Source organism: Flavobacterium sp. YJ01 (assembly GCF_029320955.1).
Lineage (GTDB): Bacteria > Bacteroidota > Bacteroidia > Flavobacteriales > Flavobacteriaceae > Flavobacterium.
Window position 1 is genome coordinate 4,471,400 of record NZ_CP119757.1, and the last position, 20,478, is coordinate 4,491,877.

The window sequence follows — 20,478 nt, forward strand, 5'->3', positions numbered from 1 at the left end:
GTACTTTGCGTAAAAACTTTGTGTTCTTTGCGTTTAAATCACCATCAAGCAAGACCTTTCGGAAAGCGATCTAAAACTAAATTCAACTGTAAATTATGTTCTAAATACGCTTTCGCACCAGCTAAAACCAAAGTAAAACCTTCAGTCGAATTACGAACCTGATCGATTATTTTATCTGTGTCGCCATGAAAACCTGAGTTTGTTATGCTAACAAAAGTTTCATGTTCGTTTAACGGATTAAAAACCCATTCTACCAAAGTAACTTCATCAGGATTTCCCCATTCAATAACAATCTTTTTATTTTCTTGTAAAACGAGTGTTTTTACTGAAAGCGAAAAGCCATACATTTCCCAAGTCCATTCGGTTGTTTGGTTTTCTTCTAATTTTCCAGATCCCTTTGTAAACCAAAATTTACTCGTGATTTTCGGATCAATAAAAGCCTGAAAAACTTCTGAAACAGGTTTCCGAATCAGCATTTCGGCTTTTGCAAATTTGTTGTTTTCTGTTTTCATTTTTTTTGAGATTAGAAGATATAAGTTAGATGTAAGAAGTTGGTTTACACCTGAAACTTCAATTTTTTCTTGCGACCTCTAATTTATGAAATAGTTGCAGTAAAAGTGTCAAAATTTAATTAAATGTAAACCCAACCAATAAATTTAAAGAATTGGTTTTAATCGTTCCATCATTTATTACTTCTGTTTTAGAAATGTTTTGAAGACCTAAATTCTCTCTAATTTCTACATAAATCTGATGATTTGTATCCAGTTTAAATTCTTTTCCAATTCCTGCTGAGAGTCCAAAATCTAATGACTTTTTGCGATTTGTATCTTCATCATCGGCATTTATTACTCCTGGAATATTAGATTTTGATTTAATGCCTGATTTTAATAAATAGCCCAAATAAGGTCCGCCATTTATATAAAAACTTTTATCTCCAGAAAAATTATATTTAATCATGATAGGCAACACGACATAGTTTAAATAGGCTGTAGTTTTAAAATGGTAATTTTCTTCCATTGGACCTGTTGGAAATGTCGGCTCTAATATTTCAACAGTACCTTTGGTATTTTGGATTTTTCTCTCATAATTCAAATCGGCTTTTATAGATAAGTTTTCCTGAATTTGATGCTGAAATGAAAGTCCAAAAACGTAAGCAAAACCTGCTTTGTCATTTGTAAAAGAGTCGTAACCTCTAAAACTGGAATAATTTAAGCCTCCTTGTATTCCAAATTTATTTTTTGATTCCTGCGCTGTAGTTTTAAAAGTAATTAAAGAAATGGTAAATAATAAAAAAGTAATTTTTTTCATGTTTTTTTGGTCGATTAATTTGATTGCGAATGTATCAAATTACAATTTAACATTATAGCTTTTTTATTGTTACACATTCTTTTTATCAATCCATTTCCCAACTGTTGGCGCAGTATAATTTCTCATTTGATGTAATAAATCTTCAATATTATCACTTATTAAAAGCATTTCTCGATTAACTTCTTTCAATAAACCTTTTGTCGTCATGGTCTGAAGCAATTCAATTAAAGTATCGTAAAAACCGTCTATATTTAAAATTGCGATTGGTTTTTTATGAAGTCCAAGTTGCGCCCAAGTCAGCATTTCGAAAAGTTCTTCGAGTGTTCCAAAACCGCCAGGAAGCGCAATTACGCCGTCGCATAACTCATTCATTTTAGTTTTACGTTCGTGCATGCTTTCTACCAAAATTAATTCGGTTAAACCCTGATGCGCAATTTCTTTCGATCTTAAAAAATTAGGAAGAACGCCAATAACTTTTCCTCCAGCATTCAAAGCTCCGTCTGCAACGGCGCCCATTAAACCGACATTTGCTCCGCCGTAAACTAATTCTATATTTTGTTCTGCTAACGTTTTTCCAACTAAAATCGCTTGTTCTTCATATACTTTTTCAGTGCCAAAACTAGAAGCACAGAATACTGTTATTCTTTTCATTTTTTGTTTTTTTTGTAAATGTGAAATGATTTTACTAGTCACTAATTCACTATTTCTTCAATTCATACTCAAAATAAGGCATATCTACACCATTTACAGTAATAAACATATCTCTTGCTTTTTCTGCTCCAAGTTTTAGAACAGCCTTTTGCGAACGGAAATTTTCTGCTCCTACATGGAAGAGCACCGAATTTACATACTGAAAAGCATAGTCAATTAATAGTTTTTTACAAGATTTGTTATATGGTCCGCCCCAATATTTTCTAGTTAAAAAAGTGTAACCAATCGCAACACTCGATTCTTCTGGTTTGTAATCGTAAAAACTAGTTGTTCCCATAATCTCGTTGGTTTCTTTATTGAGAATTAAGAATGATCCTTTTGTAATTATGATATCAAAATAAGTTTTAAAACCTTCACTTGTATATCTGTTTTTGACAGGATTTTGGTCCCAGATTAATGGATCTGAAGCTGCTTTAAATAGTTCTTCAAAATGATTTTCTTCTAACGGAATTAGTTTTACGATTTCATTTTCTAAAATATCTGGTTTTAAATTGAAGTTTGATGCTGTCATTTTTTTAGTTTTTAGTTAGTTTTTTTGCTTGAGATATTCTTCGACTTCGCTCAGAATGACAAAACAGAATAAATAATTAAATCTTTTTTATTTGAACACAAGAAACATCTTGCATTTTAATTTCCTTTCCGGTTTTCTTTAATAATCCTGTTTTAGGATTTCTTTTAAAGACAATTACATTTCCCGTTTGAACATTAGAAGCGACTAAAAATTTACCGCTTTCGTCAATGGCAAAAACACGAGGATGTTTGCCAAAAGTCGATTGATAACCAATGTTTTTCAAAAGTCCATTTTCGTCAATAGAAAAAATAGCAATATTGTTTTCTTTTCCGCGATTTGTGGCGTAAAGAAATTTTCCGTCGGGCGAGATGTGTACGTCAGAACTTTCGAAACCGTCTTTAATTTTATTAGAATGTGTTGCAATACGCTGAATTTTATTTAAAACTCCATTTTCATAATTATATACACTTATTTGTCCAGCCATTTCTTCAATGCAATAACCAAATTTTTGATTCGGATGAAAAGTTAAATGTCTTGGTCCAGCTTCTAAATCGGTTTTGGTAAATGGGTTTTTAGTTTCAACTAAAGGCTTTTTCTGATTTTCATCAAATGCATAACAACGAATTTTATCTGCGCCTAAATCAGGTAAAAATAAATAATCAAAATCAGGAGAAAATACAGCCGAATGTACGTGCGATCTAGTTTGTCTTTCTTTATTGACACTTCCATCCATATATTGAAAATTCTGCGCAATCGAATCGATTTTTCCATTTTCTAAGATCGGAAAAACAGAAACGCTTCCTTCTGTATAATTCGCATTTACAATCCATTTTCCATTTTTAAGAACGGAAACATAAACTGGATTTTCACCACCGCTTCTTTGGCTATTTAAAAAAGTAAGTGATTTTGTTTCAGGATTAAACTCAAAACTGCTAATGCTTCCTGCATTTGGTGTTTTTGTATCCGTGCAAGCGTAAACATATCTTCCGTTTGGAGAAACCGCCAAATAGGAGGGATTCACGACATTTTTAACCGAAGCAAATTTGGTCAATTTTCCATTCAAAGTATCCAACTGATAAACCTGAATTGCCTCAGCCGTTTTATCACGATTGTATGAACCTAAAAAGACGTAGGTGTTTTGGGCAAACAGATTTACTGTTAAGAGAAATACAATTGCAAAAGAGTATATTTTTTGTTTCATTTTTAGGTTTCAAGTTTCAAGTACTAAGTTCGTTGTCAGGCTGAGCGAAGTCGAAGCCCAAGTGCCAATAGGAACGCCCTTCTCCCGAAGCCTCGGGATCGCTCAGGGTGACATTGCAATTGACAATTATCAATTGACAATTAACAATTAACAATTAACAATTAACAATTAACAATTATCAATTACCTAACATTACGCCACCATTGTTTAAATTCTTGATTTTCATTTTTCAATTCCACTTTTTCGCCAATCATAGGAGTAATCAAAGAAATCGGATTTTCAGATAAACTATTCAATTCTGTAACTCTATTCAAAGGTTCGTCCCAAGAATGAAGTGATAAAGCAAATTTAGACGAATGAACAGGAAAGACTCTTTTTGCTTTTAGATCCTTCATCGCTTTTATGACATCTTCGGGCATATTGTGAATGTATTTCCATTTTTGATTGTATTGACCATTATCAATCAAAGCGACATCAAACGGGCCGTATTTTTCTCCAATTTCAGCAAAATGAGAATCGTAACCGCTGTCACCGCCCAAATACATTTTAAAATCTTTAGTTTCTAAAACAAAAGAAGTCCAAAGCGTGTTGCATCTTTTGAAACTTCTTCCCGAAAAATGTCTTGAAGGCGTTGTATGAAGCTTGAGATTTTCATCTAATTGAATGGTGCTATACCAATCTCTTTCGATTATATTTTCTGATGGAAAACCCCAAAATTCAAAATGTGAACCAACACCAAGTGCCGTAATTATTTTCTTGGTTTTTGGTTTTAATTTTAAAATAGTATCGTAATCCAAATGATCGTAATGATCGTGCGTAATCAACAAATAATCAATTTCAGGAAGATCATCAACCGTATAAATATCAGAACCTTTAAAAGATTTTGTTGTGCCAGGAATAGGAGAGGCGTTACCGCTAAAAACGGGATCAATCAGAAATCGTTTTCCCTCCAATTGAATAAAATAAGAAGAATGTCCAAACCAAATTAAAATATCTTGGTCGAGAGAAAGTTTTTTTAAATCGGTTTTAATTGACGGAATTAAATCTGTTGGAATTTTTCGATCAACTTTTTTAAAGAAAAATTCAAGTAAAACTCCAGCCATACTTTCGCCTTCAGCTAAATCTGGCGTAAAACTTTGATTTTGGAATTTTCCATTTTTGTATTGAGGCGATTTCTCAATTAAAACCTGTCTTTCTCCAGAAGGCGCTTTTCCAAATTTTGGATGTTGAAGAAATCTGTAAACTGCAAGAACTATTAAAAATAATAGAATTAAAAATGTGATCATTTATTTTGAAGGATATAAATTTTGTGTGTATTCTATTGAAAGTAAAATAATCTTTTTTAAAATTTCAATATCAATATCGGTTAATTTTTTAATATAAATACAAGCTTTTGAAGAAGTATGTTTTCCTAATTTAGACAAAAGCTCCTCTCTATTTTCTTCAGGCAAAGAAAAGTAAACTGTTGTGGCTGCTTTTCTTGGCGAAAAACCTGCTAACGGGGCATTGCCTTCGTGTCCGCTGTCATATTTATAATGATAACTTCCAAAACCAATAATGCTTGGTCCCCACATTTTGGGTTCAAAACCTGTTGTTTCTTGGAAAATTTTTAGAAGTTCAAAAGCATCGTTTTTCTTTTTGTCATCTTCAACAGCATTTATAAAATCAATAACGCTGCTTTCGGTTTCTGTAGTTTTATTTTTTGCCATTTTGAATTATTTTTTACTTAGTAAATCGCTTTTTAACAAAATGTTTTTAATCTGAAATTCAGAAGCATAAAATAATTTAGAATCTTCTGGCATTTGATTTTCTAGAATTATCAAACTTATATCACTTTCAGGAAAATACAAATTTACAGAAGAAAATCCATCTCCCAAGCCTGTGTGGCCAAGATATTTAACCGATTCTTTTTCTATAGTTCGAATTCCGTATCCGTAACCATCTTTTTCTTTTCCAAAGAAATTATGTTGCGAAAGAATCGTGTTTTTCGTTAGCAACCTGTAAGATTCAGGTTTTAATATTTTCCCTTTATGAAGATTGTTATTCCAAATGGCTAGATCTAAAACAGTAGAAATGATGCCATCTGCTCCTAAACTTTCATCATTAATTTGTCTTGAGTTATTTGGTTCGAATTGATTATTGCTATAAAAATAACCTTTCGCCAAATTTTGTTCTTTATCTTTTGAATAACAGAAAGTCTGATTCATTTTTAATTTTTTAAAAAGTGATTCGACAACTTCTCTGTAACTTTTTTTAGAACTGAATGCTACAATTTTGGCTACTAGATTGAAGCTTAAATTTCCGTATTTAAAATCGGTTCCAGGTTTAAAAGCCAGAGGTTTTTGTAAATCGACAATTCCGTGTGAATGATTTAAAAGCTGATGAACTGTGACAGAATCTGCCCAAGTTTGTTTTAATTCTGGAAGATATTTTTTGATTGGAGAATTCAAATCAACTTTTCCTTTTTCTACTTCTAACAAAAGCAAAACAGCAGCGATAAGTTTACTGTTTGACATGATTTCGAATTGTGTATCTATTTTTAAAGGTTTTTTAGTTTCTAAATTGGCAAAACCTTTCACTTTTGAATACAAAGTTTTTCCGTTTTGGGAAATTAAAATGACACCATTAAATTCTGGATTACTGTTTTGAACTAAACTATCGATGCTTTTTTTATAATCATCTTTCTTTTGTGCTGTTGAGTTACAGCTGGTAAAGATGATAACGAATAGAAAGGAAATCTTGGAAATAAAATTCATTTGGTTATTTATAGGGTTATTTTTGTTTCAGGTTTAAGGTTTGACGTTCGTTGAGAAATTTAAACGCAAAGTTCGCAAGTTTTTTTCTCAGTTTGTGTTTGCCAGTCGCAGAAGAACGCAAAGCTTTGTGAACTTAGCGTTTTTAAACCTTAAGCTTGATAAAAAAACCTTGCGAACTTTGCGTTTAAAAAACAAACATTAAAACATTCCATTTTCATTGATATTATTTTTCGGAATTGGCTGGCCTAAATCCCAAAGTTCGACGATTTTTTCTGATTCGAATTTTAAGATATGAACGACAGCAAAACCAATATCTGCTGGAGTTTGTTTGAGATGCGAATGCACAGCAACCAAATCTCCGTCTCTCAAAATATGATGAATTTTGAAAACCTTATTCGGATTTGTTCTGGCAGATTCTTCCATAGCGAGCATTAAGGTTTCGGCATCGCCTTTAAAATGCGTATTATGATGCTTGAAATTCTTTCCAATATATAATCGAAAAGCTTCATGAGAATGCCCTTTTGCTGCCAATGTCAGAAAGTTTTTTGCGATTTCTTTCTTAGTCATAATTCAAAATTTAAAAACAAACTAAGTTATGAAATAAAGCGCTATAATATTTGCAGAAAGTCCAAAGAAATTTATAAAATTAAAGCACTTCTGATTTGATTTTTGAAAGATCTAAACCCAATTTTTCAAACTCTTTTTCTCCCAATTCTGTGATATAGAAAAGCTTTTCAGAAGGTTCTTTTTTTGCAATCCATTTTTTCTCAATAAATGTTTCCAGAAGCAATTCGCCAAGTTTACCGCCCAAATGTTCGTAATATTTTTTTGCTGGTTTTATGTTTTGAGAATTACTCATTTTAGATTTTCTTTTTTACGGCAATTTTAGAAGCCAAATAGGCAGTAGGAATGTAGGCAAAAATCAAATCAACGAAATTAAACCAAATTGGAGAAGGCAACGTAAAAATAGTGACAATACCGCCAAATAAAAAGAATGCACCAATTCCGAAAGCTAATTTTGTTTTGTGCTTAATAGCGATTAAAGCTGTTGTAAGCGCGCCAGCAAATGTTCCGATTGCATGTGCTAAGAAAGGAAAAAGAAAATGTTTTGGCTCAAATAAATGCATGTTGGCTTTTAAACCTTCGGTTGTGCTAACGTCTACGCCATTTGGAGCTGGAATTATAGAACCGCTAATTAAAATGATACTCATATTGACAACGCTTCCGATTACAAGACCGGCAATAACGGCCAAAGTATTTCTTAAAAATGGATTCATATTTTTCGTTTTTTATGTAACGAATTTATGAAAAATAAAGCAATTAGCTAAAAGATTGTCTGAATTCTAATGGCGAACTCTTTGTTTTGGTTTTGAATAATTTGCTAAACGATTGCTGATGCTCAAAACCGAGATCAAATGCAATTTCGCTAATTGATAAATTGGTTGTAGAAAGTTTCTCTTTTGCCATTTCAATTAATTTATTGTGAATATGTTGCTGGGTGCTTTGACCTGTATGCGTTTTCAATAATCCGCTTAAATAATTTGGAGAAACATGTAAGTTTTCGGCAATAAATTGAACGGTTGGAAGTCCTTTTTGTTTTAAAGACTCGTCTGTAAAATAGTCTTCAAGTAATTTTTCTAGACGCGCTAAAATCTGATGGCTGCTGATTTTTCTAGTAATAAATTGCCTGTTATAAAATCGTTCAGCGTAAGTTAGAAATAATTCAATCTGAGCAATAATAACATCTTGGCTGAATTTATCAATATTAGATTTATATTCCTGCTGAATATTTTTGATAATATCAATAAGCATATTTTCTTCTTTATCAGAAAGATGAAGCGCTTCATTAACTGCATAACCAAAATAATCGTATTGTTTGATTTTTTGTGCAAGCGGGGTATTCCAAAGAAAATCAGGATGAATCAATAAAGACCATCCTGTATGCTGCATTTCGGCATTTCCTTCAATAGAAAAAACTTGTCCTGGCGAAAGAAAAATCAAAACCCCTTCTTTAAAATCGTATTCCTGCTGGCCGTAACGCATTTTAGCATTCGCATTTCTTTTTAAAGCAATCGAATAAAAATCTAGCATTAAACTTTTGGGTTCTTCGCTATTCAGATATTTAAGATCTTCAAAATTGTAAACGCTCACCAAAGGATGTTCGGGTTTTGGCAAATCTCTAAAATCATGAAATTCGCTAATAGTTTTAAATCGAAGAGGTTGCTGATTTGCCATAGTACAAGTTACTTATTTTTACCCGTTTGTTGTAATTAAAAAAAATAATAATTTAACACATAGAAACATAGTACTAAAGCTTTGAGATTGTGTGGAAAAAGAGATCAAAAGAAACAAGTTTCTACACATAGCTAAACTATGTGAACTTAAATTAGTGAAACGCCTTTTTTTAGCTTCAAAAGACTATGTTTCTATGTGTTGAAAATAATGCAGTAAATAGATTAATTTTGATTGAAAATGGCAGCAAATTCTTTTGCATAATCTGCGAGTTTGGTTTTTCCTAAAACTGCTGGACGATTTTGATAATAATCTTCAGCCAATAAACCATTGTAAAGTCCAGCATACATTTCTACCAATCCTTTCGCGATTTTAGGTTGCATTCCAACAGAGATTAATCCATTTAAAACTTCTTCGTCGCTGATTAATTTCCATTTTAAATCTGGAATACCAATTGCTTCACCTAAAATTTTTGCCGTTTGATGTCCAGAAAGTTCTTCGCTTGCTACATAACGTATTTTTTTTCCGTCAAGCGGAGTTGTAAGTTCTTGGGCAATTGCTTCTGCAATATCGTTTGGAGAAACCCACGGAATCAATTCATCTCCACCATAATTTACGGCAATAAATCCTTGATTTTTGATCTGCGGAATGTAGGCAAGCAAATTGTAATAAAAAGAAGTCGGACGCATAAACGTAATCGAAACATCGGAAAGTTTATTTAAAACAGTTTCAATTTCGTTATAACGCTGAATTATCCCAGAATTACTTTCTAAATGCGCGCCAATGCTACTTAAAAACACAACACGTTTTACGCCAGATTTTGTAATAGCTTCAGCATAATTATTCCCAATTGTACGAGTAAAAGCATCTAAATCAAGATTAGGATCAAAATAATTCGCGCGCGGAATCATGCAATATACAGCATCTGCACCTGTAAAAGTTTGAGTTAAAAATGCAACGTCATTTACAGAACCAATCGCCACAGAAGCGCCAAGATTTTCAATCTCAGATTTTCTGTCATTGCTGCTTGTAATTACGATAATTTGATGTCCTTTTTCGATTAATGCTTTCGCTAAAGGTTTGCTGATGTTCCCTAAAGAACCTGTAATGATAATTTTCATAATACTATTTTTTGATGATACAAAGTTGCGCAGCATCAAGCAAATAAATTTAGCCAAATCTCTGATTGATGTAGCCTAAAAATAGTATTATAAAGAAAAACGATTATTTTTCAGAAAGCTTTCTTTCGGTTTCTGTTTGCGGTTTTCCAGTTGCATTGGGTTCTCCTTGTCCAGTTTCAATAAGTTTTTTTAAACTGTTCTGAATGTAATTGGTCCAACCTGATTTGCAAACTTCATAACATTCATAATCTGGAACCAAACCAACATGCGTAAAAGTAAGTTTTGTTTTGTTTTCTTCTTTTGAAATATCAAAAACAGCAGTTGTATTCGTCCACTCGGTGTCATCTTTGGTAAAACTGAAATAATTTTCTTCAATGAGCCAAACGATTTTCTGATTCGGAATTACTTCGATCAGTTTTATTTTACAGCGATGAACATCTTCATAATGATATTTGAATTCGTCGCCTTCATTTGCTGTTTTTCCTTCAATTTCTTCCGACCACCAGCCGCGAACATTTTGGATAGCTTTAAAAACTTCTTCAGGAGATTTATTGACTATTATTGTTGTTGTAAAATCTTGAGTACTCATAACGTATTGATTTAGAAAATAATAAATAAAAGTACAATCTAAAATCAAATAGCTGAGGTGTTTTAAAGACAATTTTAAGGTGTGTTTCGGACAAATGGGAGGATTTTAAAATTCATCTTTTGTTTTAATAACTTATTAGGTGCGGTAACAAATACGCAATAGCATAAATTATGGCTAAAAAAATAACGACACTTATAATGGAAATAAGAAAAACGCGCCATCCATTAAAAAATTCGCCTCCATTATTTACATGTTTTTCAATGCTTTTTTCTTGGTAAGTTTTAATTATAAAAGAGGTTATGAATGCATAAATTAACGGAAAGACAACACTTGGAATATTCTCTGGTATGTTGAAAGCAAGAATAGTAATTATGATTGTAGAAATTGCTGTAACAATGTAAGTATTTCGAGCTTTTTCTAAATCATTAAAAGCTTTAAAGTTTTCTGCAATGCAATATCCTGCAACAAATGGACCACCAAAAAAAGTACCAGCACTTACGGCTGTTTTAGAATAGATTTTCTCAGTTGGAATTTCTTCAAAAACGGATTTTTCTAAATTTTCATCTTCAATCATTTTTTACAAATTTGGAGTTGGGAATTATTTTATCGATTTAATTTTTTCTAGATGCATGTATTATTTTTAATGTCCAAGCTGTTTTCTTAAATCCAGATTTAAATTATACTGCTCTTCAACAGGAATAACTTTTCTTTGCACTTTATTGATGTCACTTCCTTCATCTGTCCACAAAAACGGATAAAAATTAAAAACTTGATCGCCTTGCAAAGAAGCAACTTCTTTTTTCCAATTTTCCCAACGGCTTCCCGAATAATATTTGTCTAAATCGTTATTAAAACAGAATTCTAAAAACTGAGAATAGGTAATATCCAGTGGCTCATATTCTAAATTATCGGGAGCAAAATAATATACGTTGCCTAAATCTGTTCCTAATCCGCCACCGTTTAGGATATAAAATCCGCCGAGAGCATCGTCTGCGATTAAAAGAAAAGAAGGTGCTTCTCCAAATTCTTTAAAAGATTTTCCTTTATTCCAATCGGGAAGACTGCGGTTTAGTTTTGCGCTTCCAGAACCTAAAATTCGAATCCAGCCGTTATCTATTAAAATTCCGCCAGTTTTATAAACAATTGCGCCCATTGGCGAATTGGTTGTAACTTGCGTGTTATATAAAGCATCTTTTGCCTTTTTTGGATCGGCAGGTAGAATTTCTACTTTGTTTTTAGCAGAATTGCTCCATTCTTTTACTGATTTCCATCCTGAGTCGTTTAGATCTATAAGGTCTTCTACTGGTCGCATTTTTGTTTGTGATAAAGTGGTGGCGGTTATTAAAATAAAAGCAAATAATTGAAAAAATTTCATAGTGGTTTTTTGGTTAATAGGGTTTGGTCATTAAACGAATAAGTATGCCTTTTCTTTTGACAATGTTTTTATAATCCCATTGAATTTCTTTTGCTTTTGTCAGCCAGCGTTTTACATCTTCTTCGTTGATTTGGTCGATTTGAGTGTAACGCATTTCTGCGGCTTTAAAAGAACCTTCATTTTGCAATTGTTCTTCGTCAAAAGATTGTCCGCTCCAGAAAAGTAATCTAACAGAACCTTTTAGTTTGCTGTATCCAACAATTGGGTTTCCGTCTAAAAACCAAACCGGATGCGCGTGCCAGATTTTGCTTTCGGCTTTGGTTAAATTTTTATTTATAATTGAATAAAGAAGATCGCAGATTTCTTTGTCTTCTAAACTTTGAGAATCGTTGTAATTTTGAATTTCCTGACTCATAGTTTTTTACTTTAGTTATTTTACCTCTTTTGTTAACTCAAATAAAATATAAATTCCGTTGTTAGAATGTCCTTTTTCTTTTTCGACAAATCCATTTTTGATATAAAAATCAATGGCTTTTGTATTCTTTTCAAGACATTTTAAAGTAAGCGGAAAATTAGTTTTCAAAATCGCCGCTTTTAGTAATTCAGAACCAATATTTTTTCCCTGATAATTATGATTTACATAAAGATGATGAATAAAATTATTAGGCATCCAAATCGAAATAAACCCAACAGGAATATCATTCCAAAGTGCCGTTAAAATACATTCGCCCTGCGTTTGTTTGATAAAATCATCTAACTCAAATTCAGAAATATCATTCCATATAAAAGTTCTTTTTCTTTCTTCCAAGAAAATTTCTTGTAAAGAACTTAAGTGATTGTTTCTAAATTCTACTATGTGCAACATGTATTTTTTCTGTTTAATTTCTTTTCAGAAAAATTGTACTGCCTGCATTAGAATCATTAAATTCCGTAGCTCTGACGCCGTTTAAACCGAGATTTATTCTAACTTCATCGTCGCTTTTAAAATCTAAAATAGCTAGAATTCTGCCTTTTTCAACTTCTTTGCCTTTTTCTAAAGCAATAGCGATAATATCCATTGTTACAGGAACTTTAGATTCGTCAATTTCATATTTTAACAAAGCTTTCTGTCCATCTTTTTTTCCTCCTTTGATTATATAATTTTTTCCATCTATAAACTCGCCATTAATAGTCATTGAAATAAAATTATCTGGTGTAAAAATCATTTTGTTTTTTACACCATTAGTGTCAGTTCCTTGCCAGTCGCCAACAAGGATTTCTTTTTTAGTTTGTGCATAAGAGGCACTGGTCAAAATAAGAAAAAGTAATAGAAATTTTTTCATCGTTCAGGCGGTTTTTAGATTTTTTATTGTTCTTCAATTATTGAATTTCCTTTTGATAAATCTCCAGAAGTCCATTGCCAACTTTCGTGAAGCCTTATTTTTCCATTTGATAAAATTTCAGGTTTCGAATTGCAAAAGCCCGTCATTAATTCGCCTTTTTTGTTTATTTGATGATATCTCATTTCGATATTTCCTGTTTTATCAACTAAACCAATTAAATGACCTTTTATGATTTGTCCTCCAGAATATTCAGAAGTTAAAATGTTTCCTTCTTGTTTGTAATGAAAGACAGTTTCATTAGAGGTTTCTCCGTTTTCCGAATTACTTACAGGTTTAAAAAATTTGTTATTGTAATTGATCATTTTCGATTTAAATCGGTAATTAATAAAGGATTATTTTCTTTTAATTTATTAACTAAAGCCTCAACCGTTTCTGGATTTTCTTTAATATTTTCATATTCTTGAGACGTTATGCCTACAATTTGCAAGAAAGAAACTTCTCCGTGCGGTGTTTGTTTTTTTGGAACTTCAGGATCGTTTACAAAAACTAAAGCTGTAATGTCGGTTTCGGTATCCAAACGAATCGGACCGTTTGCAGGCATATAATGAAATTCTTCAAACCAATTTCCGCTACTAAAAACGTACTTGGCAATGTTTTGCAAAAGCGCCACAGCCCAGCTTGGGTTTCCGTTATCGGCTTCAAAAGGTTTTAATCTAAAAGTAAGTTCAAATCCCCATTTACTGAATTCGCCGTCTACTTTTTCTTCGTTATAATACAATTCTGAAAATCCGTATGTTACAAAATGATAATGATCTTCCTGATTTTTGCTTTCGTAATAGCTTACGCCGTCAAGCGGATGTTCTCCGCCAAGCATATAACTAATTGCTGGCGCAAAATGTTTTGGTTCCTGATTCGGATAAAGACGATCGAATTCTTTGTCGATTTCTAACCACCCAACGGCATCATCTTCTGAAAATTGTTTTTTATATTCTTCTAAATTCATTTTGGTAGTTTTCTAGTTTAAAGCTCAGACAAGATATTGCTTTTATTGGAGAAAATGGAATTTGAAGCATAAAAAAATCCGATTTGTTGGAGCAAATCGGATTGTATTTATTATTCTATTTTTTTAACTAATTGAAGCGTTCCAGCCTGAAGACCTTTAAAATAGTCACCTTTTTTTAATTCTGGAATTACATAAGTCGAAATAATTTCTTTTAATTCTGGATCGGTAATTTTTGCACCAATCTTAGCAACTCCTTGAAATTGAATTTGTCGCATTTGTTTGCTTATCACTATTAATACGGCTGTATCAATTTTTAATTTAGAAAATAAATAATTGTCTAAGTGTCGAGAATATTCGTTTAAATCATTATAAGGACTAAAAGACGCAGCGCTAACAATAAGAATTTTAGATTTTGTTTTGGCTTCGCTTGCTTTTAAATAATCGCTTAAATCTTTGACTTGTTTTGGTGTAAGAATGTGTTCAAAATCATTTACATAATCATAAGACTTTGCAAAAATATTTTGAGGTTCGGCTTTTGCTTGTGCAAAAAAAAGTTGCGGTAAAAAAAGAAAAATAGTTAAGTAGAAAATTATTTTATTCATGGCAGATATGTTTTGGGCGCTGCAAAACTACTGCTTTATTATTAAAACTTTGTCTGGAAATTGTTACTAAAAATCGATTTTTATTTATAAAGAAAAGAACAAAAAATCCGATTTACATTAGCAAATCGGATTCTTTGAATGTTTATTGCAACAAAGGCAGTAAATGATCCCATTTTAATTCTTTTGCATAATCTAAGGCAGTTTTTCCGAATTGATTTTTTGCCTTTAAATCTGCGCCAGATGCTACTATAATTTCGACAGAACTGCTATTTCCGGCAATGGCTTCGCGATGCAAAAAAGTATAGCCTAAATCATCTTCGCCAGTAATTTCTTCTGGATTATTTTTTAGAAATTCGATTAGGCTTTCTTTCATGTTTATGCTCATCGGATGTTCAATCAGATTTTCCGGATTTTCTTTTTGATCCGAAACGACTTCAATATCATTAAAATCGCCAAATTCTAGTCCCCAAGCTGCGTCATGATCTTCTCTTTCTTCATCGCTCATTTCAGAACGCATCGCATGAATTGTAAAAGCTCCATATGTTTTGCCATCAATAGCAAACAGCCAATCGCTAATTTGATTAAGTGGAATCGCTATTTCATCTCCATTATTTACGTTTGTCAATTCATCTGGATCATTTACTAAAATGCCGTAAATATTTTCACCATCAAAATTTACATCATTAATCCACATATGTTCTACAACAGTTTCTCCGTCTATTTCTTGAGTAAAAGCGAGTTTTACACAAGCAACGTCCAATCCTGGAACTATTCGTCTGTATTCCCAAGATAATTCTCTCCAGAAATATTTAAAAGTTTCTTGTGCTTTTTTGTAAGCTTCAATCATTTTTGGATTTTCTCCGTCGGCGTAGAATATTTTTGTTTCTTCCATTAGAATACATTTTTATAATGAATTATAAAAGTAATCTTTTTATTACTTTGAGTAAAATGATATTTAATGATTTTTGAGGTTTTAGAGGTTTGTTAACTTAAAAGTGATGATTTTTTAAGACAAAGTATTGTCATTTCGACCGAAGAGAGAAATCTTAGCAAGAAACTCTGCGAAGTAGGCGCATTAGCAAGTATTTTTATACTACTACTTGCCAATTTTTGTCGAGCTACTTGTGGAGATTTCTCTCTTCGGTCGAAATGACAAAAATGGGTGTAATTATATTTGCGGAATAAAAAAATCCGACTTGCTTTCACAAATCGGATTTTATAAATTGAAAAATTATATATAACCGTAAAACGGTATATTTTTACAAGTGAATTACTTCGCCGTAAGCATCAGCTACAGCTTCCATAACAGCCTCGCTCATTGTTGGGTGAGGGTGGATAGATTTAAGAATTTCATGACCAGTAGTTTCTAGTTTACGAGCAACAACTGCTTCAGCAATCATATCTGTAACACCAGCACCAATCATGTGGCATCCTAACCATTCTCCGTATTTAGCATCGAAGATTACTTTTACGAATCCGTCAGCATTTCCAGCAGCTTTTGCTTTTCCAGAGGCTGAGAATGGGAATTTACCAATTTTTAATTCGTAACCTTTTTCTTTTGCTTGTTTTTCTGTTAAACCAACAGAAGCGATTTCTGGAGTTGCGTAAGTACAACCAGGAACGTTTCCGTAATCGATTGGATCAACGTGTAAACCTTTAATTTTTTCAACACAGTTAATTCCTTCAGCAGAAGCAACGTGAGCTAAAGCTTGACCTGGAGTAACGTCTCCAATTGCGTAGTATCCTGGAATATTAGTTGCGTTGTAAGCGTTTACTAAGATTTTATCTCTGTCAACAGCGATTCCAACTTCTTCTAATCCGATGTTTTCAATGTTAGTTTTAATTCCAACTGCAGAAAGTACGATATCAGCTTCTAAAACTTCTTCTCCTTTTGCTGTTTTAACGAAAGCTTTAACTCCAGCTCCAGTTGTGTCAATACGCTCAACAGAAGAGTTTGTCATTACTTTAATTCCTGATTTTTTCAAAGAACGCTCAAATTGTTTTGAGATGTCTTCGTCTTCTACAGGAACTACGTTTGGCATAAATTCTACGATAGTAACGTCTGTTCCCATTGAGTTGTAGAAGTGAGCGAACTCAACTCCGATTGCTCCAGAACCAACAATAATCATAGATTTTGGTTGAGTTGGCAAAGTCATTGCCTGACGGTATCCAATTACTTTTACACCATCTTGAGGTAAGTTTGGTAACTCACGAGAGCGAGCTCCAGTTGCGATGATAATGTGATCAGCGCTATATTCAGTAACTTTATTGTCTTTATCAGTAACGTCAAGTTTTTTTCCTGGTTTTAGTTTTCCAAAACCTTCAATAACGTCAATTTTGTTTTTTTTCATTAAGAATTGAACTCCTTTGCTCATTCCTTCTGCAACTCCACGGCTACGTTGAACAACTGCTGGGAAATCTTTATCGAATTCAGAAACTTTCAATCCGTAGTCAGAAGCGTGTTTTAAATAATCAAAAACCTGAGCAGATTTTAAAAGCGCTTTTGTTGGAATACATCCCCAGTTAAGGCAAACTCCACCAAGATTTTCTTTTTCTACTACAGCTACTTTAAAGCCTAATTGAGAAGCTCTAATCGCTGTTACATATCCTCCAGGACCACTTCCTAAAACAATAACGTCGTATTTCATTTTTTTTGTTTTTAGTATTAACTACCGAAAAATGAAGTCTACAATTCCGAAACTCATCTTTCGATTTATTCTTTTGTTATTTGTGATTGCGAATTTAAGGATTTATTTTAAATCAACGTCTGAAAATTTGTTTTTAAAAGCACAGATTTTAGTCTTTTCACAGAAACCGAGTTAATTGTGAATTGTAAATTGTGAATTATGAATTGTTTTTTATGATTTAGTGATTTGTTCTTAGTAATTAGTTGTTAGTGATTAGTCCTTAGTTTTTAGTGAATACTGAGATATCCTTTGAAAATTTAAAAAAATAAGCCACAGATTAAACAGATTAAAATGATTTTAAAAAATCTGTGTTAATCTGTGTAATCTGTGGCTTTCATAATTTACTGTCACTCTGAGCGAAGTCGAAGAGTTTTGCGTGAGGCTTCTCCCGAAGTCTCGGAACGTTCAGCCTGACAAATCGTTAATAATTAACCATTAACAATTTATAATTAGATCTTCACATGTCCCCAGTTTTCTCCACTGGCAATTCTTCTAATTTGCATTTCGCTTACGCCGAATTGTTTAGCAATCATTTTAAGACGTGTTTTTTGCTCAGGTCTTGCTAGGATTTTTTTAATTAACATCACTTTTGTGGTGGTTAATTTTCTTCCGTCGGCTTTTAGATTGTGTTCAATAAGATTCTTTTTTGCCTGAATAACGCGTGGGCTTTTTCTGCTGTGCGCCATCATTTCTTGTTTGGTTGCCCAGCGTAAATTACTGATATCGTCATTACTTCTGTTATAATCCAGATGTAATACATAAGTCTGATCTTCGGAATCTTTTGGAATAAAATATTGAGCAACTAATTTATATAAGAAGAGGTATTTATTAACGATTTTGTCGTCTTTCTTAACCTTAAAACGGAAAGTCGGATATCCGTCGCTTAAGCCACCTTTTAGTATTCGGCCGTTTTCAATTTCATCGGTAAAACTTATTAATCTTCCTCTGTTTGAAATGGCATATTTTAATTGTAATGAGGCGTTTATTTCTATTTCTTTAAATTGTTCGTTTGGGTAAAATCGGTTTTGTGGCATTTTCTTTTACATTTGATTTCTATACTCTCAAAGATAAATAATAAACCAAAAATGTAAGCTATCTACTTGATACTGAAATGTCAATTTTATGATTTCTATAACGCTATTTTAACGTTTTGAAATCATTTTGACAGTTTTTAGTCGGATTTTAAATCACAAATTGTGAAATATGCAGTTTTTTAATTTTGAACTAAACCTCAATTTTAGATTAAATTAGCATTATTTTATTGATCAACTTAAGTTTTAATGACTAATTAGCCACTGAAAATTGAGAGTCATATAAATTTTTATAGTAGCCATCACTTTTTTGCAATAATTCCTGATGCGTTCCTTGTTCAACAATCAAACCTTTATCCATAACTACAATCTTATCTGCATTTACAATTGTTGCAAGTCTGTGTGCTATAATTATAGAAGTTCTACCTTTTGTAATTGTTTCTGTTGCACGCTGAATCATTTCTTCAGAATACGTATCGATAGAAGAAGTTGCTTCATCCAAAATCAAAATACTTGGATTACTCACATAAGAACGCAAAAAAGCAATCAATTGTCTTTGTCCAGACGAAAGCATAACGCCGCGTTCTTTTACGTCAAAATCATAGTTATTCGGCAGATTCATAATGAAATTATGGACACCGATTTTCTTCGCTGCATCAATTACTTTTTCTCTCGTAATTTCTGGATTATGCAAAGTGATGTTGTTGTAAATCGTATCGGCAAACAAAAAAACATCTTGCAAAACCACAGCAATCTGTTTTCTTAAAGAAGCCAAAGTGTAGTTTTCGATATTTTCTCCATCAATAGAAATTGTGCCGCCGTTGATTTCGTAAAAACGATTCAAAAGATTTATAATAGTCGATTTTCCTGCACCTGTCGAACCTACAATTGCGATAGTTTGTCCAGCTGAAACCGATAAGTCAATTCCTTTTATGACTTCTTCTTCTGGAATATAACTAAAACGTACGCCTTTAAATTCGATACTTCCGTTAAAAACTGGCGCTTCAATTTTTCCAGTATCCTGAATATGATCTTGTGTGTCAATAATATCAAAAACACGATTTGCAGCAATCATTCCAAGTTGCATCTCGTTGAATTTATCTGCAATTTGCCTCAACGGATTAAACAGCATTCCGATAAACATGGTATACGAAAACAAATCTCCAAAAGTCGTAAAATGATCTCCGTTTAAAATTCTAAAACCGCCGTATACTACGACCAAGCCTAAAGTAATAGACGAAATAATATCGGCAATCGGGAAGAAGATTGAGTTGTAGAGAATGGTTTTAATCCAAGCGACTCTATGTTTGTTATTGATATCTTTGAAATTTTCGGCTTCGATTTTTTCGCGGTTAAAGAGTTGCACGATTTTCATTCCCGTCACACGTTCCTGCACAAAAGAATTCATATTGGCAATTTGCGTTCTTACTTCTTCAAAAGCAACTTGCATTTTACGCTGAAAAATTCTTGTAATATAAACCAGAATTGGCATGGCAATTACAACAATCCAAGTCAGTTTCCAGTTCATGTAAAACATAAAAATCAAAACCACAATCATTTTCATCAAATCACTTATAATCATAAATAGTCCTTGGCTGAAAATACGTGCAATCGATTCAATGTCCGAAACGGCTCTTGTTACCAGTTGCCCAACTGGAACTAGATCGAAATACTTCATTCTAAAACTTAGAATATGTTTGAAAAGTTTTGTTCTAATATCTTTTACAATATCTTGCCCAAGCCAGTTTGCCCAATAAACAAAGTAAAATTGAGAGAAAACCTCCATCAATAAAACCACGCCCATCAAAATAATGTACATCAATAATCCCATTTTATCATGAGTTTTGATGTAACCATCGACAGTTTCTTTAAGTAAATAAGGACGAAGGGCAGCGAAAATAGAGAGCGAAACGGCAAAAATAATTACACCGTAGTAACGCCATTTATAAGGCTTAGTATATTTTAAAATTCTTTTGAATAATCCCGTGTCGAATGCTTTTGCTTTCATTTTTTTCCAAAGCTTTATGCT

General features: G+C 32.5%; 26 protein-coding genes. All 26 read right to left on the reverse strand.

The window, feature by feature from the left end:
- Positions 1-44: 44 nt before the first annotated feature.
- Entirely contained in the window at positions 45-512 is a 468-nt protein-coding gene (locus tag P0R33_RS19520; RefSeq protein ID WP_276172836.1) for an SRPBCC family protein, read from the reverse strand.
- 115 nt (positions 513-627) lie between these two features.
- The gene (locus P0R33_RS19525; RefSeq protein WP_276172837.1) at positions 628-1,308 is read right to left on the reverse strand and encodes a porin family protein; all 681 of its coding nucleotides are present in this window, start codon (positions 1,306-1,308) and stop codon (positions 628-630) included.
- Positions 1,309-1,377: 69 nt separating this feature from the next.
- A complete protein-coding gene (locus tag P0R33_RS19530) occupies positions 1,378-1,959 on the reverse strand; it encodes a TIGR00730 family Rossman fold protein (RefSeq protein WP_276172838.1) in 582 nt (193 codons plus the stop codon).
- Positions 1,960-2,008: 49 nt separating this feature from the next.
- Positions 2,009-2,530, reverse strand: coding sequence for a GNAT family N-acetyltransferase (locus tag P0R33_RS19535; RefSeq protein ID WP_276172839.1), 522 nt, complete (start codon positions 2,528-2,530; stop codon positions 2,009-2,011).
- Positions 2,531-2,606: 76 nt separating this feature from the next.
- Positions 2,607-3,731, reverse strand: coding sequence for a lactonase family protein (locus P0R33_RS19540; RefSeq protein WP_276172840.1), 1,125 nt, complete (start codon positions 3,729-3,731; stop codon positions 2,607-2,609).
- A gap of 182 nt (positions 3,732-3,913) precedes the next feature.
- Complete coding sequence (locus tag P0R33_RS19545) at positions 3,914-5,017, reverse strand: MBL fold metallo-hydrolase (protein ID WP_276172841.1); 1,104 nt, start codon at positions 5,015-5,017, stop codon at positions 3,914-3,916.
- On the reverse strand, positions 5,018-5,440 hold the full coding sequence (locus P0R33_RS19550; RefSeq protein ID WP_276172842.1) for a DUF1801 domain-containing protein: 423 nt from the start codon (positions 5,438-5,440) through the stop codon (positions 5,018-5,020).
- A 6-nt stretch (positions 5,441-5,446) separates the two neighbouring features.
- Positions 5,447-6,487, reverse strand: coding sequence for a serine hydrolase domain-containing protein (locus tag P0R33_RS19555; RefSeq protein ID WP_276172843.1), 1,041 nt, complete (start codon positions 6,485-6,487; stop codon positions 5,447-5,449).
- Positions 6,488-6,685: 198 nt separating this feature from the next.
- Positions 6,686-7,054: an ester cyclase gene (locus P0R33_RS19560; protein WP_276172844.1), complete on the reverse strand. Its 369-nt coding sequence runs from the start codon at positions 7,052-7,054 to the stop codon at positions 6,686-6,688.
- 79 nt (positions 7,055-7,133) lie between these two features.
- Positions 7,134-7,346, reverse strand: coding sequence for an ArsR family transcriptional regulator (locus P0R33_RS19565; RefSeq protein WP_276172845.1), 213 nt, complete (start codon positions 7,344-7,346; stop codon positions 7,134-7,136).
- A gap of 1 nt (position 7,347) precedes the next feature.
- Positions 7,348-7,764 (reverse strand): hypothetical protein, encoded by a 417-nt coding sequence (locus P0R33_RS19570; protein ID WP_276172846.1) that lies wholly within the window; start codon positions 7,762-7,764, stop codon positions 7,348-7,350.
- Positions 7,765-7,807: 43 nt separating this feature from the next.
- Positions 7,808-8,722 (reverse strand): helix-turn-helix transcriptional regulator, encoded by a 915-nt coding sequence (locus P0R33_RS19575; RefSeq protein ID WP_276172847.1) that lies wholly within the window; start codon positions 8,720-8,722, stop codon positions 7,808-7,810.
- A gap of 221 nt (positions 8,723-8,943) precedes the next feature.
- Positions 8,944-9,840 carry an NmrA family NAD(P)-binding protein gene (locus tag P0R33_RS19580; RefSeq protein ID WP_276172848.1) on the reverse strand — a complete coding sequence of 299 codons (897 nt, stop codon included), beginning with the start codon at positions 9,838-9,840 and terminating at the stop codon, positions 8,944-8,946.
- Positions 9,841-9,943: 103 nt separating this feature from the next.
- A complete protein-coding gene (locus tag P0R33_RS19585) occupies positions 9,944-10,429 on the reverse strand; it encodes an SRPBCC domain-containing protein (RefSeq protein ID WP_276172849.1) in 486 nt (161 codons plus the stop codon).
- Positions 10,430-10,553: 124 nt separating this feature from the next.
- Complete coding sequence (locus tag P0R33_RS19590) at positions 10,554-11,003, reverse strand: hypothetical protein (protein WP_276172850.1); 450 nt, start codon at positions 11,001-11,003, stop codon at positions 10,554-10,556.
- Positions 11,004-11,069: 66 nt separating this feature from the next.
- On the reverse strand, positions 11,070-11,741 hold the full coding sequence (locus P0R33_RS19595; protein ID WP_276172851.1) for a DUF2625 domain-containing protein: 672 nt from the start codon (positions 11,739-11,741) through the stop codon (positions 11,070-11,072).
- Positions 11,742-11,817: 76 nt separating this feature from the next.
- Positions 11,818-12,219 carry a DUF1801 domain-containing protein gene (locus P0R33_RS19600; protein WP_276172852.1) on the reverse strand — a complete coding sequence of 134 codons (402 nt, stop codon included), beginning with the start codon at positions 12,217-12,219 and terminating at the stop codon, positions 11,818-11,820.
- Positions 12,220-12,234: 15 nt separating this feature from the next.
- Positions 12,235-12,669 (reverse strand): GNAT family N-acetyltransferase, encoded by a 435-nt coding sequence (locus P0R33_RS19605; protein WP_276172853.1) that lies wholly within the window; start codon positions 12,667-12,669, stop codon positions 12,235-12,237.
- Between the two features lie 13 nt (positions 12,670-12,682).
- Positions 12,683-13,126: a hypothetical protein gene (locus P0R33_RS19610; protein WP_276172854.1), complete on the reverse strand. Its 444-nt coding sequence runs from the start codon at positions 13,124-13,126 to the stop codon at positions 12,683-12,685.
- Positions 13,127-13,149: 23 nt separating this feature from the next.
- Positions 13,150-13,488: a n-acetylglutamate synthase gene (locus P0R33_RS19615; RefSeq protein ID WP_276172855.1), complete on the reverse strand. Its 339-nt coding sequence runs from the start codon at positions 13,486-13,488 to the stop codon at positions 13,150-13,152.
- Positions 13,485-14,129, reverse strand: coding sequence for a suppressor of fused domain protein (locus tag P0R33_RS19620; protein ID WP_276172856.1), 645 nt, complete (start codon positions 14,127-14,129; stop codon positions 13,485-13,487). The genes P0R33_RS19615 and P0R33_RS19620 overlap by 4 nt, the downstream gene beginning before the upstream one ends.
- A gap of 110 nt (positions 14,130-14,239) precedes the next feature.
- A complete protein-coding gene (locus tag P0R33_RS19625; RefSeq protein WP_276172857.1) occupies positions 14,240-14,731 on the reverse strand; it encodes a TPM domain-containing protein in 492 nt (163 codons plus the stop codon).
- Between the two features lie 142 nt (positions 14,732-14,873).
- The gene (locus tag P0R33_RS19630; protein WP_276172858.1) at positions 14,874-15,623 is read right to left on the reverse strand and encodes a DUF2314 domain-containing protein; all 750 of its coding nucleotides are present in this window, start codon (positions 15,621-15,623) and stop codon (positions 14,874-14,876) included.
- A 367-nt stretch (positions 15,624-15,990) separates the two neighbouring features.
- A complete protein-coding gene (gene lpdA / locus P0R33_RS19635) occupies positions 15,991-17,379 on the reverse strand; it encodes a dihydrolipoyl dehydrogenase (RefSeq protein WP_219071086.1) in 1,389 nt (462 codons plus the stop codon).
- 488 nt (positions 17,380-17,867) lie between these two features.
- On the reverse strand, positions 17,868-18,452 hold the full coding sequence (locus P0R33_RS19640) for an HNH endonuclease (protein WP_184161009.1): 585 nt from the start codon (positions 18,450-18,452) through the stop codon (positions 17,868-17,870).
- Between the two features lie 250 nt (positions 18,453-18,702).
- Positions 18,703-20,457, reverse strand: coding sequence for an ABC transporter ATP-binding protein (locus tag P0R33_RS19645; protein WP_276172859.1), 1,755 nt, complete (start codon positions 20,455-20,457; stop codon positions 18,703-18,705).
- Positions 20,458-20,478: the final 21 nt, after the last annotated feature.

Coding starts and splice junctions, on each gene's coding strand:
- P0R33_RS19520 (WP_276172836.1), bottom strand. CDS start 512: ATGAAAACAGAAAACAACAAATTTGCAAAAGCCGAAATGCTGATTCGG.
- P0R33_RS19525 (WP_276172837.1), bottom strand. CDS start 1,308: ATGAAAAAAATTACTTTTTTATTATTTACCATTTCTTTAATTACTTTT.
- P0R33_RS19530 (WP_276172838.1), bottom strand. CDS start 1,959: ATGAAAAGAATAACAGTATTCTGTGCTTCTAGTTTTGGCACTGAAAAA.
- P0R33_RS19535 (WP_276172839.1), bottom strand. CDS start 2,530: ATGACAGCATCAAACTTCAATTTAAAACCAGATATTTTAGAAAATGAA.
- P0R33_RS19540 (WP_276172840.1), bottom strand. CDS start 3,731: ATGAAACAAAAAATATACTCTTTTGCAATTGTATTTCTCTTAACAGTA.
- P0R33_RS19545 (WP_276172841.1), bottom strand. CDS start 5,017: ATGATCACATTTTTAATTCTATTATTTTTAATAGTTCTTGCAGTTTAC.
- P0R33_RS19550 (WP_276172842.1), bottom strand. CDS start 5,440: ATGGCAAAAAATAAAACTACAGAAACCGAAAGCAGCGTTATTGATTTT.
- P0R33_RS19555 (WP_276172843.1), bottom strand. CDS start 6,487: ATGAATTTTATTTCCAAGATTTCCTTTCTATTCGTTATCATCTTTACC.
- P0R33_RS19560 (WP_276172844.1), bottom strand. CDS start 7,054: ATGACTAAGAAAGAAATCGCAAAAAACTTTCTGACATTGGCAGCAAAA.
- P0R33_RS19565 (WP_276172845.1), bottom strand. CDS start 7,346: ATGAGTAATTCTCAAAACATAAAACCAGCAAAAAAATATTACGAACAT.
- P0R33_RS19570 (WP_276172846.1), bottom strand. CDS start 7,764: ATGAATCCATTTTTAAGAAATACTTTGGCCGTTATTGCCGGTCTTGTA.
- P0R33_RS19575 (WP_276172847.1), bottom strand. CDS start 8,722: ATGGCAAATCAGCAACCTCTTCGATTTAAAACTATTAGCGAATTTCAT.
- P0R33_RS19580 (WP_276172848.1), bottom strand. CDS start 9,840: ATGAAAATTATCATTACAGGTTCTTTAGGGAACATCAGCAAACCTTTA.
- P0R33_RS19585 (WP_276172849.1), bottom strand. CDS start 10,429: ATGAGTACTCAAGATTTTACAACAACAATAATAGTCAATAAATCTCCT.
- P0R33_RS19590 (WP_276172850.1), bottom strand. CDS start 11,003: ATGATTGAAGATGAAAATTTAGAAAAATCCGTTTTTGAAGAAATTCCA.
- P0R33_RS19595 (WP_276172851.1), bottom strand. CDS start 11,741: ATGCGACCAGTAGAAGACCTTATAGATCTAAACGACTCAGGATGGAAA.
- P0R33_RS19600 (WP_276172852.1), bottom strand. CDS start 12,219: ATGAGTCAGGAAATTCAAAATTACAACGATTCTCAAAGTTTAGAAGAC.
- P0R33_RS19605 (WP_276172853.1), bottom strand. CDS start 12,669: ATGTTGCACATAGTAGAATTTAGAAACAATCACTTAAGTTCTTTACAA.
- P0R33_RS19610 (WP_276172854.1), bottom strand. CDS start 13,126: ATGAAAAAATTTCTATTACTTTTTCTTATTTTGACCAGTGCCTCTTAT.
- P0R33_RS19615 (WP_276172855.1), bottom strand. CDS start 13,488: ATGATCAATTACAATAACAAATTTTTTAAACCTGTAAGTAATTCGGAA.
- P0R33_RS19620 (WP_276172856.1), bottom strand. CDS start 14,129: ATGAATTTAGAAGAATATAAAAAACAATTTTCAGAAGATGATGCCGTT.
- P0R33_RS19625 (WP_276172857.1), bottom strand. CDS start 14,731: ATGAATAAAATAATTTTCTACTTAACTATTTTTCTTTTTTTACCGCAA.
- P0R33_RS19630 (WP_276172858.1), bottom strand. CDS start 15,623: ATGGAAGAAACAAAAATATTCTACGCCGACGGAGAAAATCCAAAAATG.
- lpdA (WP_219071086.1), bottom strand. CDS start 17,379: ATGAAATACGACGTTATTGTTTTAGGAAGTGGTCCTGGAGGATATGTA.
- P0R33_RS19640 (WP_184161009.1), bottom strand. CDS start 18,452: ATGCCACAAAACCGATTTTACCCAAACGAACAATTTAAAGAAATAGAA.
- P0R33_RS19645 (WP_276172859.1), bottom strand. CDS start 20,457: ATGAAAGCAAAAGCATTCGACACGGGATTATTCAAAAGAATTTTAAAA.